Source organism: Sporosarcina sp. NCCP-2331, from assembly GCF_023707945.1.
Lineage (GTDB): Bacteria > Bacillota > Bacilli > Bacillales_A > Planococcaceae > Sporosarcina > Sporosarcina cascadiensis.
On sequence record NZ_BRCD01000015.1, the window covers coordinates 31,896 to 48,056 of the forward strand.

General features: G+C 39.7%; 15 protein-coding genes. 11 read left to right on the top strand and 4 right to left on the bottom strand.

Annotation, left to right across the window (positions count from 1 at the left end; genetic code table 11):
• The first annotated feature begins 140 nt into the window (after positions 1 to 140).
• Positions 141 to 332 (top strand): BTAD domain-containing putative transcriptional regulator, encoded by a 192-nt coding sequence (locus NCCP2331_RS10275; protein ID WP_264879251.1) that lies wholly within the window; start codon positions 141 to 143, stop codon positions 330 to 332.
• An 81-nt stretch (positions 333 to 413) separates the two neighbouring features.
• Here the strand turns inward: NCCP2331_RS10275 and NCCP2331_RS10280 are convergent, their stop codons facing one another.
• Both NCCP2331_RS10280 and NCCP2331_RS10285 read right to left on the bottom strand, forming a co-directional pair.
• Positions 414 to 1,790, bottom strand: coding sequence for a S41 family peptidase (locus tag NCCP2331_RS10280; protein ID WP_251670482.1), 1,377 nt, complete (start codon positions 1,788 to 1,790; stop codon positions 414 to 416).
• A gap of 146 nt (positions 1,791 to 1,936) precedes the next feature.
• A complete protein-coding gene (locus NCCP2331_RS10285) occupies positions 1,937 to 2,638 on the bottom strand; it encodes an S-layer homology domain-containing protein (RefSeq protein WP_251670484.1) in 702 nt (233 codons plus the stop codon).
• Positions 2,639 to 2,804: 166 nt separating this feature from the next.
• Between NCCP2331_RS10285 and NCCP2331_RS10290 the strand changes: the two genes are divergently transcribed.
• Positions 2,805 to 4,106 carry a hypothetical protein gene (locus tag NCCP2331_RS10290; protein WP_251670486.1) on the top strand — a complete coding sequence of 434 codons (1,302 nt, stop codon included), beginning with the start codon at positions 2,805 to 2,807 and terminating at the stop codon, positions 4,104 to 4,106.
• 168 nt (positions 4,107 to 4,274) lie between these two features.
• Here the strand turns inward: NCCP2331_RS10290 and nhaC are convergent, their stop codons facing one another.
• Complete coding sequence (gene nhaC, locus NCCP2331_RS10295) at positions 4,275 to 5,753, bottom strand: Na+/H+ antiporter NhaC (protein ID WP_251670488.1); 1,479 nt, start codon at positions 5,751 to 5,753, stop codon at positions 4,275 to 4,277.
• Between the two features lie 25 nt (positions 5,754 to 5,778).
• On the bottom strand, positions 5,779 to 6,942 hold the full coding sequence (locus tag NCCP2331_RS10300; protein WP_251670490.1) for a trans-sulfuration enzyme family protein: 1,164 nt from the start codon (positions 6,940 to 6,942) through the stop codon (positions 5,779 to 5,781).
• 150 nt (positions 6,943 to 7,092) lie between these two features.
• Here NCCP2331_RS10300 and NCCP2331_RS10305 point away from each other — a divergent pair, with 150 nt between their 5' ends.
• The 9 genes from NCCP2331_RS10305 to NCCP2331_RS10345 all read left to right on the top strand — a co-directional run bounded on the left by NCCP2331_RS10305 (position 7,093) and on the right by NCCP2331_RS10345 (position 16,152).
• Entirely contained in the window at positions 7,093 to 7,782 is a 690-nt protein-coding gene (locus tag NCCP2331_RS10305; protein WP_251670493.1) for a FadR/GntR family transcriptional regulator, read from the top strand.
• A 273-nt stretch (positions 7,783 to 8,055) separates the two neighbouring features.
• Entirely contained in the window at positions 8,056 to 8,511 is a 456-nt protein-coding gene (locus tag NCCP2331_RS10310; protein ID WP_251670495.1) for an RbsD/FucU family protein, read from the top strand.
• Positions 8,496 to 9,275 (top strand): DeoR/GlpR family DNA-binding transcription regulator, encoded by a 780-nt coding sequence (locus tag NCCP2331_RS10315; RefSeq protein ID WP_251670498.1) that lies wholly within the window; start codon positions 8,496 to 8,498, stop codon positions 9,273 to 9,275. Before NCCP2331_RS10310 ends, NCCP2331_RS10315 begins: the two co-directional genes overlap by 16 nt.
• Before the next feature lie 129 nt (positions 9,276 to 9,404).
• Positions 9,405 to 10,904, top strand: a complete 1,500-nt coding sequence (locus tag NCCP2331_RS10320) for a sugar ABC transporter ATP-binding protein (protein ID WP_251670500.1) — start codon at positions 9,405 to 9,407, stop codon at positions 10,902 to 10,904.
• 24 nt (positions 10,905 to 10,928) lie between these two features.
• Complete coding sequence (locus tag NCCP2331_RS10325; RefSeq protein ID WP_251670555.1) at positions 10,929 to 11,918, top strand: ABC transporter permease; 990 nt, start codon at positions 10,929 to 10,931, stop codon at positions 11,916 to 11,918.
• Between the two features lie 65 nt (positions 11,919 to 11,983).
• Positions 11,984 to 12,964: an ABC transporter substrate-binding protein gene (locus NCCP2331_RS10330; RefSeq protein ID WP_251670502.1), complete on the top strand. Its 981-nt coding sequence runs from the start codon at positions 11,984 to 11,986 to the stop codon at positions 12,962 to 12,964.
• A gap of 72 nt (positions 12,965 to 13,036) precedes the next feature.
• Entirely contained in the window at positions 13,037 to 14,008 is a 972-nt protein-coding gene (locus NCCP2331_RS10335) for a Gfo/Idh/MocA family protein (RefSeq protein ID WP_251670504.1), read from the top strand.
• Between the two features lie 16 nt (positions 14,009 to 14,024).
• Positions 14,025 to 14,681, top strand: coding sequence for a class II aldolase/adducin family protein (locus NCCP2331_RS10340; RefSeq protein WP_251670506.1), 657 nt, complete (start codon positions 14,025 to 14,027; stop codon positions 14,679 to 14,681).
• A gap of 1 nt (position 14,682) precedes the next feature.
• A complete protein-coding gene (locus NCCP2331_RS10345) occupies positions 14,683 to 16,152 on the top strand; it encodes a rhamnulokinase (RefSeq protein ID WP_251670509.1) in 1,470 nt (489 codons plus the stop codon).
• Positions 16,153 to 16,161: the final 9 nt, after the last annotated feature.

Here is a 16,161-nt window from a genome sequence, read left to right on the forward strand (position 1 = left end):
ATATCTTTCGAATGTCGAAATTTGATTCGAAAGTCCTGTGATTTAATTAGTTCAGCAGGTTCCTTCTCCTTAGCAGCAAACATTTAATTTGGGTAGGATGTTCTTTCTTTCTTACTGGAGAAAAGGAAGGTCAGCAGGCGATCAAGAAACTAATTGAATTGGAGTCGTGGGAAGAGTCTTACACGCTCTGGCTAATTCACTTGCTGGCGGCGAAAGGGAGGAAAATGGCGGCTGAAAATGTATACACAGAATTCAGGAAGAACTTACTCGATGAATTAGATATGATACAGAGTATGGAGTTTGACGAGGCAGTGAGAGAGCTGGGGCTTTAAAAACAGCCGAGACTTTTTTTGAAATGTCCTTTATAAAAGATACACTTTAATTTTAGGCTGGACTGTTTTTAGGTTGATTAATTAATCTCTAACGGTAACTTCCACATAGACACCTTGTTTCAACAGCTTAGACTGCAAGTTTCTCCATGTGGGGTGTATAACTAAAGTGTAGGACGCCCCGGTTTTTAAAGATTGCACTGGCTTGACTGTAATGGTTGATTGGTTTGTTCTTTCTACTGTAATAGCTTGTGCTTTTCCGCCTAATTCAATAAGCTGTACAGCATCTTTTACCAAATTCGGCTGCATCGGCATATTCATTTCAACCTTAAAAGTCTTGTTGACTGGTGCGTTTTCCAATGCAGGCAATTTCTTGTAGCCTGGTAATCGATTAATGAGCTGCTGTTTATGTGCTGCTTGAAGTTCTTCTCCTTCGTTTGTCACAACGTCAGGAGCTACGCCTACTTGGTCGATTGTTCTTGCACCGGGAGTTAGAAAGCGGGCAATAGTCATTTTCAATACGCTGTCATCTGAAAGTTGGTACATAGTTTGCATTGTGCCTTTTCCGTAAGTGGTTTGACCAAACAGCATCGCTGATTTGATTTCTTTAACAGAGCCGGCCACCATTTCTGATGCGCTGGCGCTGTAACCATTTATAAGCAATGAAACAGGTACTTGAAATTGATGCGGCTGCTGAATTACCGGAAATATTTCTGTTTTATCTCGTGACTTCAGCTGAAAAGCCTGTTTCATTTGAGGGAACAATCCCATTACTTGCTGGGCAGCGCCGACATACCCGCCGCCATTATCACGTAAATCTAAAATCCAGCCGTCAGCACCAGGCATTTGCTGAATAGCTTTTTGGATATTCAATGCTGCGTCGTTTGAAAAGCTGTGCAGACGAATATAGCCTATATTGCCACCGAGCATTTTACTCTCCACGTTCACAAGCTGTATTTCTTGCCGCTTTAATACTTTTTTGAATGGTTCTGCGGAAGATCGAACGAGCGTTAACGTAACTAGCGAATCAGCCGGGCCGCTGATAAAGGGAATGGCGGCCTGCACAGATTTTCCCGCGAGCGCCTTACTATTCGCATGCGTAATGATATCACCTGCTAGAATTCCCGCATGCTCGGCAGGAGCACCCGGCACAACCGAAATAATTTGAACTCCCAGCTTATGTTCTTCCAATACAACTCCGATGCCGACAATGCGTTGTTCAATGCCATTCATGAATTGTTCGAATTCTCTTTTTGTCATATAGGCTGTGTAAGGATCCAGTTCTTTGAGAATCTGGGTGATATCTGGTTTGTTCAGCACATCTTTTGGAACTGAATCTACGTAATCGGCAGTGATTAGCTGACGGACTTCTTGTAAAACCTGAGAATTGGCAGATGCAGTTGCCGGAAAAAAGAATAAAGCTAAAGTAAGCAGTAGCAATGCATGTAATTTGTTTTTCATAGAGCATTCTCCTAACGATGGTTTGGATGGAAGAGTGGAAACAATAAACTTTGAATTTTTTAAAAAACAATCTCGACCAGATGTCAGGCTGAGATTGTTAACGTAAAGTTGCTTGGACTATAAATTTCTAGTTGACTAATAGGATCTTATTTTATTGAATCGATCACAAAATCATTCTCTGCAGGTGGTTTAGGAACGGCAGGCACTTGTGGTGTTTCAGTTGACTCAATTTTTTCACTTCTGGTTACAAACGATGCAAGTTGGCTGCGGGTAACCAATTCATTTGGCGAAAATGTCGTTGGTGTGGTTCCTGTCGTGATATTATTATTTCGCAATGACTCGACATAAGGAGCGAACCAGTGCTTACTGGATACATCTATAAATGGAGATATTGCGTTTTGATCCGTTGCTTCCAACCCAAAACCTTTAACAATCATTTTTGACATATGAGCTCTTGTCATAGATTGATTAGGTTTAAATGTTTGATCTTCAAACCCGCTGATTACCCCGGCTTCTACTAAAGCCGCAATATAGCCATAGTATTGATGAGCTGTTGAAATATCTTTAAAATCTGGATTCTCCACTTTTTTAGTATCGAGCTGTAAAACATTTGCTATAATCTTTGCCGCCTGTCCGCGCGTCACATGCGCAGCAGGTCGGAAAGTGCCGTCTGCATAACCGCTGATATAACCTCTAGAAGAAAGGCTTTGAACTGCTTCATAGTAAACTTTACTTTCAGGTACATCTGTAAATTGTACATGATTATTTTGCGCATGCCCAATTGAAGAAATAGATAGACTGCTGACTATTAAGACGGCAGCAATTGATGTAAGAAATTTATATTTCATTTTTGTAAACTCCTCTTCTTTTAATCTACTCATTGTACCATAGGGTTGTCGGTTTATTTAATATTACAATTATTTTAAGTTGAATACTGTGTAGCTAGCTGGAACCTAGAAAAACAAGAAGTTAAAAGTTTCAATGGAGAAAATAATGTTACGGAGGAATTGCAGAATGGAAAAGAAATTATGGTTATTCATGATATTTACCGCGATAATTCTTCTGGGAGTATCCGGCTGTTCAGAAAAAGAAGACAACGCAAAAAAATCTTCAGTTACAGAGCAACCACTAGCTTCAGCAGACGAAAAGGCAGAGCTGCCGGGAGTTTACGAGCCTAAAGACGTAAAACGGACAGATACGGCAGTTGTTGTTGAAAGCCTCGGAAAACAAGCTCTATTTACCGAAAATCTGTTGGAAGACGGGAAGGAAATCCAGCTGTTTGTGCTGCCGACAGACGCAAATGGTATACAAACAGTCGCTGAAGGAGAAGGTTCCGCTTTTGGCCAGCCGGGTGACCGACGCTATGAAGGAGAGCTGCTGTTTTATCTGTCGGATCTGGAAGGTGAAGAGGCATATTTGCAGGATAAGGATTCAGCTTCCTACACTCTGAACTTATCGAATGATCCATTTACTATGCGAACAGTGGGTGATCAGTCCATGCTGCAGATTGCGGAGGTGGTTCATTCGAATGGCAGGGAGCTGTCATTATTTACTGCGGATCAAGGGCTATTACACGCAGTTTCGGTAGACGGCGAGCCGGTTCTTTTTGCCGGTACGGAGAAAGTGAAAGTGGTGGAGGGCCGGTATCTGCAGACGTATCAGTATTTCAACGATGAACCGTTGGGCTGGTTGTTCCAGACGTATGAGTGGCATCCTGACGGGAACAAGCTTACCTTAATCAATGAAAGAGAGTTGTTCATTGAAGATGAGTGGAAGGAAGACAGTGACTGGTATGGCGAGGGGTTTGCGGATGAAGTGTTTGAGATGTATAAGGAGCTAATCGCCAAATGGCATGATATTGACGGCTATGTTGACCAGTTCCCGTACCGCACGTTTCCTGATGACTTGGCGGACCGGCTGAAAAACGGCTATATTCTTGACGAGCAGCTGAAAGTCGGTGAGTCGATGGAGGCTTACAGTGAGAAGCATCCTGTGCATCTGGGAGAATATGAGGCAGAGGGCGGGTCGTATCTTGCCTATCCGGACGGCCAGAATGTGTTTTATGATGAGTATAACGATACAGTTGCAGGCATTGAGCTGAGTGGATTTTATTATAAGGATACGACTGCGAGGCTGCGGCAGTTATTGGGAGAACCTAGTAGTGATTCTGCGGATTATCCGATGAGCGAAGAGGATCAGGCGGCAATTGCTGGGACGAATTATGATACGGGAGATATTTTGGATTATGATATTGGGGATTATCATGTGAAAGTGGAGTATGAGGGGGAGGAGGTTATTGGGATTTATTTGCATTAAGATTGTATGTTATCTTCTGTGAACTATACCTATACATCGGAGGAATTAGAGAATGGGGCTGACTAAGAGCATAAACAATAAAAATGAGTGAGGAAAACCAAGAAGTTTTCCTCACTCACTTGAATATAGCGGCTAATAGCGCAGTACTGATCTTGAATGAAGAATAGTTTATTTTTCAGAAGAGTTTAACTCGCAACTTTGACTTTCTATCTCATGATTATCTACATTTCGTTTAATACCAAACCAATTCGTGTAAGGTCCGAGAATTGCTAACAAGGCAGAAAATATGATTCCAAACATATTGAATATGGCCCAAGGCGCGTATTCTATAACACTAACACCGAGTGTAGAGGCCATGTAAATTCCAGCTACTGTCCATGGTACGAGGGCTTCAGGAATCATTCCTCCGTCTTCCATGCTCCGTGATAGATTAAGTTGATTCAACGAACGCTTTTTATATTGTTCGGCAAACGTATCTTTCATCAAGAAAAATGTTACGTAGCTATTTCCGGTTGCCAGAATAATAGCAAGACCTGAAACAAGAGAAATAAGGATCGTATTCGTTGTCGATTTTATGTAAGACAATGTTTTAGATAGTACCACTCGTAATGCGCCCGAAACTTCCACAGCTGCGGCGAAGAAAAATGCACAAAATACGGTTAAAACAGGTTGGTGCATGCTATAGATGCCGCCTCTATTTAGCAAAACCTGAACGTCTTCGCTAATCTGATCCGCCTGTAAACTTGGTATAACACTTGTCAGCATTTCAAGGTTAAAACCTTCGATGGCTGCTTGAATAACTTGTGACAAAGGTTGGTGTTGAACGAAAAATGAAAGTAACATCGCTGTAAATGATGATAAGAACAGCACGATTAACACAGGCTTTTTCATCAAAGAACCACCAATTACTATAATGGCAGGAATGATCAATAAAAAATTCATGTTGAATAAATCTTGGAGCGTATTAGACACATTTGCGATACTTTCCGATTTGAATTCTGAAGGCTCAATTTTTAGTCCTGCAATAAAGAAGACTGTGGCTGCCACAATGGTGGAAGGGATTGAAGTAAACATGAGATGCTTAATATGATCGTACACATTTACTTCCGCAACCAGGGAACTCATAATGACAGTATCGGATAAAGGTGACAATTTATCGCCGAAATATGCGCCTGAAACGACAGCTCCCGCAGTGATGGCAAGGTTAACATCCATAGCAGCCGCAATGCCCATGACGGCTACTCCCAATGTCCCGGCGGAAGAGAAGGAACTGCCGATACAGAGGGAAACGATTGCGAGTCCGAAGAATGCCATGATATAAAGATACTGCGGATTTATGATCTCTAATCCGAGATAGATAAAGTAGGGGATTGTACCAGACATCATCCAGGCTCCAATAATCCAGCCAATACTGTACAACACTAGAATCGCGACCAAGGCTGTCTTGATCTTTTCAGCCATAACCCCCATAATCTGCTCCCATTTATGCCCGTGAAGAATCGCAAAAATAGTAACCAATATTCCTGCTGTTATCAGAACGGACTCAACTGGAAATCCTGCAAACATTACTCCGTAAATAATAACGAATAAAATAATTGCAATCAATAAAGCAGATGAAGAAAACTTTGCATTTTTTACTGTTTTCATGAATATTTCAATCCCCCAATCTAACTCATTTTTCACTCACATTTTGTAGAGCCTCAAATCCTCTGCATAAGTCTTCAATGATAAGATCAGATCCTTCTAAACCGACCGCTAGCCGAATGAATCCGCTTTTACAAATGCCTGTTTCATGATGTTTAATTGGTGAAATCGCTAAGCTTTCATAGCCGCCCCAACTAACCCCAATCTGAATGATTGTTAAAGCATTCATAAACGCCTCAATGTGTTGAAAATCACCATGTTTAATATTGAAACTTAGCAATCCAGAATAACCGCTCAATTGCTTGTCTGAAACCGCTCTCATATTTCCCGTTAAGACACTTGGATGATGTATTTCTGTTACTTCTTCTTGAGTCTTTAAGTAGTCAATTACATTTAAAACATTTTCTTGATGTTGCTTCATTCTAAGAGGTAATGTACGCAATCCCCTTAATATGAGGAAAGCGTCTTGCGGTGCTAATGTAGAACCAAACAACTGATGGCCATATTGGAAAATTGGATCAATTAGCTCCCTGCGCCCAATTACAGCTCCAGCAACTACGTCACTATGGCCGCTGATGTATTTTGATAGAGAATGAATAACTAAATCAATTCCCAGTGTTAAGGGTTTTTGAAATAGAGGAGTCGCCCAAGTGTTATCAATGGCCGTTAGGATTCCGTGCTCTTTAGCCAATTTACTGATTTCTACTAAGTCGGCAACATCCATACTCATACTTGAAGGACTCTCGATATAAATAAGTTTTGTATTTTCTAGTATTGCTTTTTCTATATCCAGTAAGTTGTTAGATGTTTGATCAAATTCAACCCCGAATGATTGAAGAAGTTGTAAAAGTTCAACTGTCGGTCCATATGTCTGATTTACTAATAGTACGTGGTCACCACTTTGTAGTAATGTCATCATAGTGGCACTGATAGCACCCATTCCAGCACCAAAAGCTTTACACATTTCACCTTTTTCCAAAGCAGCAAGCTTGTTCTCCAGCAATCTCACTGTTGGATTTACTCCTCGGCTATACACTAAGTTTTCTCTTTGATTTTCCATGGCAATAGAAAATTCCTTGAAATCTTTAAATGTGTATAGGCTCGTTTGGTAAATTGGCGGTACTACAGCCCCTTCATATTTGGTGTTATCTTCGAAAGAATGTGTGCAAATTTCTAAATCATTTTTGTTCATATTGTTTCTCTCCTCTCACAGCTAGCATCCTGTCTGATAGCTGATTTTTATACTAACAAAGAGAAATCAGAAAGTAAACTCTTTTCTAAAATTAATGATATGCTATGATGATAGAAACATTATTGCAGTGCGCGTTGGGAGTGAGGAAATTTGCAAAGAGTATATTTATCAGATATCGTTGCGAGGGAAATAAAAGACTATATCAAACAAAATAAAATTGAAGCCGGAGGGAAACTGCCGCCAGTAGCCGACTGGACCGAGATACTGAATGTAGGAAAATCAACGTTAAGAGAAGGATTAAAGAAACTAGAAACAGAAGAGGTTATTGAAGTTGTAAATGGAAAAGGCATTTTCGTAAAAAAAAGAAAACCTTTTCGAATATATACTTCATTTCATATTGAAGATGAAGCGAAGCACTTATTGGAAGTATTGGATGTCAGAACGGCATTAGAAGAAAAAGCTGTGGAACTTGCAGTGGAACATGCTACTGCAGAGCAGCTGGAAGAAATGGAATATCATCTAAATAAGTATGTTGAATATAGAGACAATGAGCAATTTGAAATGGCAAGCGAGGCTGACTCGAAATTCCATAAAGTTATCTATAAAGCAAGTGATAATCATATTTTATTTGAAATTATTACTACAATCCATCAAGAACTATATGTCTTGTGGGATACCCCTCATGGAAAAGAACAGCTATATGATGAGGGATATCCATATCATGTAAAGCTATTGGAAGGGTTGAAGGAGAAGAACAAGGAGAAGTCCATCAAAGCATTCCAATCATTAATTACATCAGTAAGAAGAAATATCTTGAAATTGAGTGAGATTAAAGAGTGAAATTTTCAGTGTCAAAACTACCCACGATTAATATATTGTGGTCTTTTTTGTTTGGAAATGTTGAAATAGAGCAGGATAAATACGAAAATGTGGAATGAGCTTACTCTACTCAACTAGCTCTCAAGATATATGTAAAGCATATATAGCGAGCAAATTAACTAAACTCAGTTGAATAAGTAAAGAGAAAGTATGCACAATAAATAAAAAAATATTTCCTTTTCTCAAAAGTTTGGTAAGATGTTATAAAACAAAGAAAAAGAAAGGAGAAACAACATGCTCAAAAATATTCCCAACAATTTATCACCCGATATCCTAAAAATATTAATGGAGATGGGTCATGGAGATGAAATTTTAATTGCAGATGGTAACTTCCCATCTGTTTCACATACAACAAATATATTGCGTTTGGATGGTCAATCTGTGCCTGAAGTGTTACGAAGTATCCTGTTTTTATTGCCGTTGGACGATTATGAAGAAAGCGGCGTTAAGTTGATGGAGCCAAAAGAAAACGAGGGTATTCCAGTTATATGGAATGAATACGCTGAAATTCTAAAACAAACAAATAATGATCATATTTCATTAACGAAATTCGAGCGTTTTGATTTTTATAAACAAGCTAAAAAAGCCTATGCAATCATTGCGACGGGTGAACAGGCGCTGTATGCGAACATCATTTTGCGAAAAGGCGTTATTAAAAGAGGAGATGAATTGGTATGCTGGCAGGAGTAAGACATCATAAAATTAAAGAAATGGTAGATGAGCGGGGGACCATTCGAGTGACGGAACTTAGTCAAATGCTGGGTGTCACAGATGAAACGATTAGACGAGATTTAGAGCGCTTGGAAGGACAAGGGAAATTGCTTCGAACACATGGCGGTGCAATAAGTATAAAGCAGGAAGAAGATGATGTACCGCATTTTCAGAGAGAAGTGATTAATAAAGAAGAGAAAATCAGTGTAGCAAAGGAAGCAATTAAGTTAATCGAAGATGGAGATATTATTTTTCTAGATGCGAGTTCATCGGCACTTTATTTGGCTCGGTTAATTCCAGATATGCACCTGACTGTCCTGACAAACTCCATACAAATCTGTGTGGCGTTAGCCGGACACACACAAATTCAAGTGATTTGTACAGGCGGAACATTATCCGCCAGATCTATGTCTTATGTGGGACAAGTAGCATTAAATACATTGGATTCTTACTATGTAGATAAATTATTTTTCTCTTGTAAAGGCCTGGATGAAGAATGGGGAATAAGTGACGGAAATGAATTGCAAGCTTTGGTGAAACAAAAAGTTATTGACAGGGCAACTAAAAGAATTTTGCTGCTTGATCATTCAAAGCTTGGGAAAAAAGCATTTGCACGAATATCGAGTAGTTCAAGCATTGACACGATTATTGTCGATTCAAAAGCAGAGCAAGTTCAACTAGAGTTTTTAAGAGAACAAGGAACTAAAATAGTATTACCAGAATTAATAAAAGAAGCCTATTAAAAATGGCTTCTTTTTGGAATTGTGAAAATACATGTTGCATTTATATAATCTATAATCTATAATCAACAATAATAAAGATAAACAAACATTATCAAAAATGAAAGAAAATTTCGTTTTAGGGGTGAGTGTATGGATCCTGTTTTGCTTTCTATGAAAAATATATCGAAATCATTTCCAGGGGTAAAGGCATTGTCTAACGTGGATTTAGAATTAAGACATGGAGAAGTGCTGGCTTTAGTAGGCGAAAATGGTGCTGGAAAATCTACGATGATGAAAATATTGAACGGAATCTACTCAAAAGATGAAGGCGAAATTTTATTGGAAGGAAAAGAAGTGAATATTGAAAATATCAATCAAGCTCAAGAGTTAGGGATTTCGATCATTCATCAAGAGTTGAACTTAATGAGAGACTTATCAGTTGCAGAGAATATTTTTATTGGACGCGAACCAAGAAGTGTTTTTAACTTCTTCTTGAAAGATAGAGAATTGAATAAAAAAGCAGCAGACTTGTTCAAAAGACTGAACATAGAATTAGATCCACATACAAAGGTTGCAGATTTAACGATCGCAAAGCAACAAATGGTGGAGATCGCGAAAGCGCTTTCATTTAATTCGAAAATTATTATTATGGATGAGCCGACAACCGCATTGACTGAGACCGAAATTGATTCGTTGTTTGTGACAATTGAAAGCGTACGTGCAGACGGCGTCGGGGTTATATACATATCACACCGGATGGATGAATTAAAGAGAATTACAGATCGAATTACAGTAATGCGTGATGGAACATATATTGATACTCTAGTGACGAAAGAAACAGAAATGAGTAAAATTATACAATTAATGGTTGGCAGACAAGTATATATAGAATCAAAACCAACCTCATTTAACAAAGATCAGGAAACGATTCTTAAACTGGAGAATGTTTCTACAAAGGAACATTTGAAGGATATCTCGTTTGAGTTGAAAAAGGGAGAGATTTTAGGATTTTCCGGATTGATGGGTGCAGGACGTACAGAGGTAGCCAGAGCAATTTTTGGAGCCGACAAAGTTGAAAGCGGTTCCATCTATTTGAATGGACAGGAAGTAAAGATCAAGTCTCCAAAACAGGCAGTAGAGTTAGGAATAGGGTATCTATCGGAAGACCGTAAACACTTGGGTTTATTAGTTGATATGGATGTTAAAACGAATATGGCTATGGCAACTATCAAAAACTTTACAAAAGGTAACTTCATAGTAAGTCAAAGAGAAATGGAGAAAGTAGCAAAAAGGTATGTAGATGAATTGAAAATTAAAACACCAACAGTACATCAAAAAATCAGAAACTTGTCAGGAGGCAATCAGCAGAAAGTCGTCATTGCTAAATGGTTATTACGCAACTGTGATATTTTGATATTCGATGAACCTACCCGTGGGATTGATGTTGGTGCAAAAGGTGAAATTTACAAGTTGATTGATGAATTGGCTGAAAGTGGTATGGCAATCATCATGATCTCGTCTGAACTGCCAGAAGTGTTGCGTATGAGTCACCGGGTTATTGTCATGTCGGAAGGGAGAATAACTGGTGAACTAACATCTGCTGAAGCTACTCAAGAAAAAATTATGGAGTATGCAACAGCTGTGAATTAAAGAATGGAGTGAGATCGTTTGAGTATGGATACAGTTGTAAACGAAGAGAAAAAGAAATCAGGTAATTCTAGAATTCCATCTGGAGCTATACAGCAAATTTTAGCTTTTACTAGTCTGATCGCATTAGTTATTTTCTTCTCCATTGCATCGGGAAGCTTCCTTCAATACAGCAACATTATCGGAATATTGCTTTCCACTGCAGTCATTGGTATTTTGGCGCTAGGTGCAACATTTGTCATCATAACAGGCGGTATTGATTTATCTGTTGGTACGGTCATGACCTTGTCATCCGTAATGATTGGAGTAATTGTAGTAGATGGAGGCATGCCGATTTGGGTAGGAATTATTGGAGGTATTTTAACAGGTGCGCTGTGCGGACTTTTAAGCGGCTTTGCCATTGCCAAATTGAATATTCCGCCATTCATTGCAACGCTTGCTATGATGATGATCGCGAAAGGGCTGGCACTGGTCATATCGAGTGCTGCTCCAATTTACTTCAATGATCATCCAAGTTTTACGAAGATTTCATTGGGATCAATCACTCCAGGTATCGAGGTGCCAAATGCGATCCTGATCTTCTTCATAATGGCGATTATAGGCGGAGTAATTTTAAGCAAAACAATATTAGGGAGATACAATTTCGCGATTGGGAGTAACGAAGAAGCGACTAAACTATCTGGCGTCAATGTGAATTTTTGGAAAATGTCCATTTATACACTTGCTGGCGCATTTACAGGGGTAGCGGGTGTCCTGATGGCTGCGCGTTTGAATTCAGCCCAACCGGCACTTGGCCAAGGTTATGAATTGGAGGCCATCGCTGCAGTTGTCATCGGCGGAACCTCCTTAAGCGGCGGAAAAGGGACGATAGTAGGAACAGTGATAGGGGCACTTATTATGAGTGTCTTGACGAATGGTCTTCGGATTATGTCCATTCCACAAGAATGGCAGACAGTAGTAGTCGGTTTGGTCATTATTTTAGCAGTCTATGCTGATACGATACGTAAGAAAGACTAATGGATGGTAGGATGTCTGAAATCAGACTGATTATAAAGTGAAATGGAAAAAGGGGAGGAAATATTATGAAGAAGAAAATGGGTCTACTAAGTGGGGTTTTAGCAACATCATTGTTCTTTGCTGCATGTTCAGATGATGGAGCGGGATCGGATGGAGCGGGTGAAATTGAAGAAGGAAAGCCTTATGTGGCTGTTGTATCCAAAGGTTTTCAGCACCAGTTTTGGCAAGCGGTAAAGAAAGGTGCCGAAGAAGCAGCTGAAGAATTTGATGTCAGCATTACATTTGAAGGACCAGAAAGTGAATCACAAGTAGATAAACAAATTGAAATGCTTCAAGCTGCATTGGATAAAAAGCCAGACGCGATTGGTTTTGCTGCGCTGGATTCTAAAGCGGCTTCACCGTTGTTAAGTGAGGCTGATGGTAAGGATATACCTATTATCGCATTCGATTCAGGCGTGGATAGTGATATTCCTTTAGCGACAGCATCTACAGATAACAGAGCGGCTGCAGCATTGGCAGCTGATAAAATGGCTGAAGCTATTGGCGAAGAAGGGAAAATTGCGTTGATCGTACATGATCAGACATCCGTGACGGGAACAGACCGCAGAGATGGATTCAAAGAACAAATTGAAACGGAGTATCCGAACATTGAAATCGTGGATATTCAATATGGAGCTGGAGACCACTTGAAGTCTACTGACGCAGCAAAAGCTGTGATGCAAGCACATCCTGACCTAAAGGGGATCTTCGGCTCAAATGAAGGTTCAGCTATTGGAGTAGTAAATGCAGTAAACGAGTTAAATAAAAAAGGTAAAATTTCGATCGTTGGTTTCGACTCAGGAAAACAACAATTGGATGCGATTAGAGACGGTGTCATGATTGGTGCAGTTACACAAAATCCGGTAGGAATCGGTTATGAAACTGTGAAAGCTGCAGTCGAAGCACTTGATGGAAAAAAGCCTGAAAAAGTAATCGATACTGGTTTTTACTGGTATGACAAAGACAATATTGACGATGAAGAAATTAAGGCGGCTGTGTACGAATAATATGTTGAAGAAACTGGGATTAGGGTGATCCCCAGTTTCTTTTCTAAAAAAACAACGAAAGCAGTGGTTATCATGAAACAAGTGAACTGGGGAATTGTTGGAGCGGCAAGTATAGCTGAGAAACAAATGATACCGGCCATTCTGGAAAGCGGAGATGGGACGGTCACCGCCATTGCAAGTAGAAGTGGCAGTGCAAATACGATACAGGAAAAGTTTGATATCCCTGTTGTTGTAGCTGATTATGGTAAGTTGTTCGACATGGATTCAGTGGATGCAGTATACATAGCAACACCGAATTCCACACATAGCGACTTGATCAAACAAGCAATTACTGCTGGAAAACATGTTTTATGTGAAAAGCCAATTGTATTGAAGAAAGAAGAGTTAGAAGAAATTTTTCAATTAGCAGATCAACATGAGGTATACGTAATGGAAGCGATGATGTACAGGTTTCATCCTCAAATGTGGAAATGTAAAGAGCTTTTGCAATCAGGTGTCATAGGTGATGTCGTTACGATACACTCTAAATTCCATTTTAAGCTCGAGGATTGGGATTCTAATATTCGGGCAAGCAGTCAACTTGGTGGCGGGTCACTTAATGACTTAGGTTGTTACTGCATCAATGCGGCATCCTATCTCCTGAATAAAGAACCACAATCTATACAGGCAATGAGCTCCGTATCCAATAACATAGAAGTGGATACACACGTCTCGATGCAAATGTATTATGCATCAGGTGAAATTGCGGTAGGTGATTGCAGCTTTCACTCGCCGATGAATAATGAAATTGAAATCCTGGGAACGCTTGGTTCTATAAAAATGCCTCATGCATTTCGACCAGATCTTAACGCTGACGTAGGTGAACTGGATATTAAAACAGCAGAGACTCATGAGAAAGTAACGATCAAAGGCAAATCGTATGTAGAACAAGTGAAAGTTTTTCAAAAAGCTATACGTGAGCGCAGCGAATTACCGTATAGCAGAGAAGATATGCTCGTTCAAGCAGACCTGTTAGAACAAGTCTTTCACAAGTTGAATAAATAAGGATAGGAGTGAGATTGTGTCAGTTGAAGTCTTAAAAGATCTTAACAAATATGCAAAAAGTTTAGTAGACTCAGGTTTAGTAGTAGGTGCTGGAGGAAACTTGAGTATGCGTGATGGGGAATACATGTTTATTTCACCAAGCGGTTTCGATTTGAAGGAAATTCAAGATGAAAATTGGGTGAAGGTACATATTGGGACTGGGGAAGTTCTGGGAAGCCTGAAGCCGTCATCAGAGGTGCTTATGCATTTGGAGTGTTTTAGAAAAAATGATGAAATTCAGGCAGTTTTACACGCTCATCCTACGTATTCAGTAGGCGTCTCATCAGCGGGAAAAGATATTTTACCAATGTTTCCTGACTTCCCGGCAATGGTGAAAAGAATAAAATATTTGGATTATATTATACCTACTACTCATGTGCTTGCAGACGCAGTAGCGGAAATTATTGAGGATACTGATGCCATTGTTATGCGTAATCACGGAGTATTGACGGTTGGAAGAACGATGAAAGAAACGTTCTTCTTCATGCAATTAATAGAAGAAGCTGCAAGAGTATATTATATCAGCTCGACAATTGGAACACCCCGTACTTTAACAGATCAAGAATGTGATGAATTACGAAATCTTTCTGCAGAGACATACCGTTCTAAACTGTTGCAAGAAAAGAGGGAGTAATATGACGCAGGTTCTATCATTTGACATTGGTGCGTCAAATGGAAGATTAGTTCGCCATTATTATGATGGAAAACGAATCACAAGTGAGATTATTCACCGTTTTGACAATAAACCAATCGTGAGAAATGAAAATTTTCATTGGGACTTTGCCTATTTGATGGATCAAATTTATACGGCAATCAGAAAGGCTCAGTCTTCCTCGGAAAATGCTGCTGTAAGTGTTGGTTTTGACACATGGGGAGTAGACTTTGGCGTAATAGACCAATCGGGTAATTTACTTTTTGAGCCTTATTCATATAGGGATGACCATACATTCCCGTATATGGAAGAAGTTTTAGAAAAAGACGATAAATTTAATCTGTTTAAACTGACGGGTAATGAAGTTTCTTCTATTAATACGTTATTTCAGGTGAAGGCAATTGTTGAAAAAGAATCTTTTGAAAATGCAGCACACCTATTAATGATGCCCACACTCTTACAATATCAATTAACAGGTATTCCGATTAATGAGTTTACAATCTGCTCGACCACTCAAATGCTTCAACTAGGAAAACAAGAGTGGAATACAGAGCTACTGGACCGACTGCTGGATCGAACACTTCCCTTAACGGAAGTCCGGTTGCCGCACCAAGTCATAGGACCTGTTTCAAATAAATGTCTACAGAAAGAGGGAATTGCACCGCTGAAAGTCGTTCTAACACCAGGTCACGATACGGCGTGTGCACTATCAGCTCTCCCCATGTTAATCAAAGATTCTTTTTTCATGAGTATAGGTACATGGACAATTATCGGAACAGAAACAGAGCATCCCATTGTGACGTCAGAAGCATTTGAGAAAGGCTTCACTAACGAAGGTACAAGTGAGGGTACATATCGTTTTCAAAATAATAGTATGGGTTTCTGGATCATGCAGGAGCTTCGCAGAGAGTGGAAGGAAAAAGGTCATGAACTTGATTTTGAAGCAGAGAATCAACTGGTCAAAAACAGCGGATTTTCAAAAGTTTATATTGATCCGAATGCAGACGTATTCTTCAATCCATCTTCAATGATCCAGGCAATCGAACAGTTTTGTCTGCAGACAGACCAGCGTAAGCCGGAAACTATAGGTGAAACGCTCCGATGCGTCTGGGAAAGTATGGCGCTGAGCTATGCACATACGATTCAGGGGCTTGAAAAAATAGTTGGATACTCAGCCAGTGCAATCTATGCTGCAGGCGGGGGAATCAAGAATACAGATTTATGTCAATTTATTTCAGATGCAACAGGAAAACTACTAATAACGGGGCCCGTCGAATCAAGTTCTTTGGGGAATGGTTTATCACAACTCCGTGCCCTCGGTAAGATTGCATCTCTCCAGGAAGGACGGGAAGTAATCTCGCGTTCTGTGACACAAACAGAATACGAACCAAAGAACAAGGAATACTGGTCATCCGCAATGAGTCGCTTCAATGAAATATTAGAAAAGAAATGAGGAGACGAA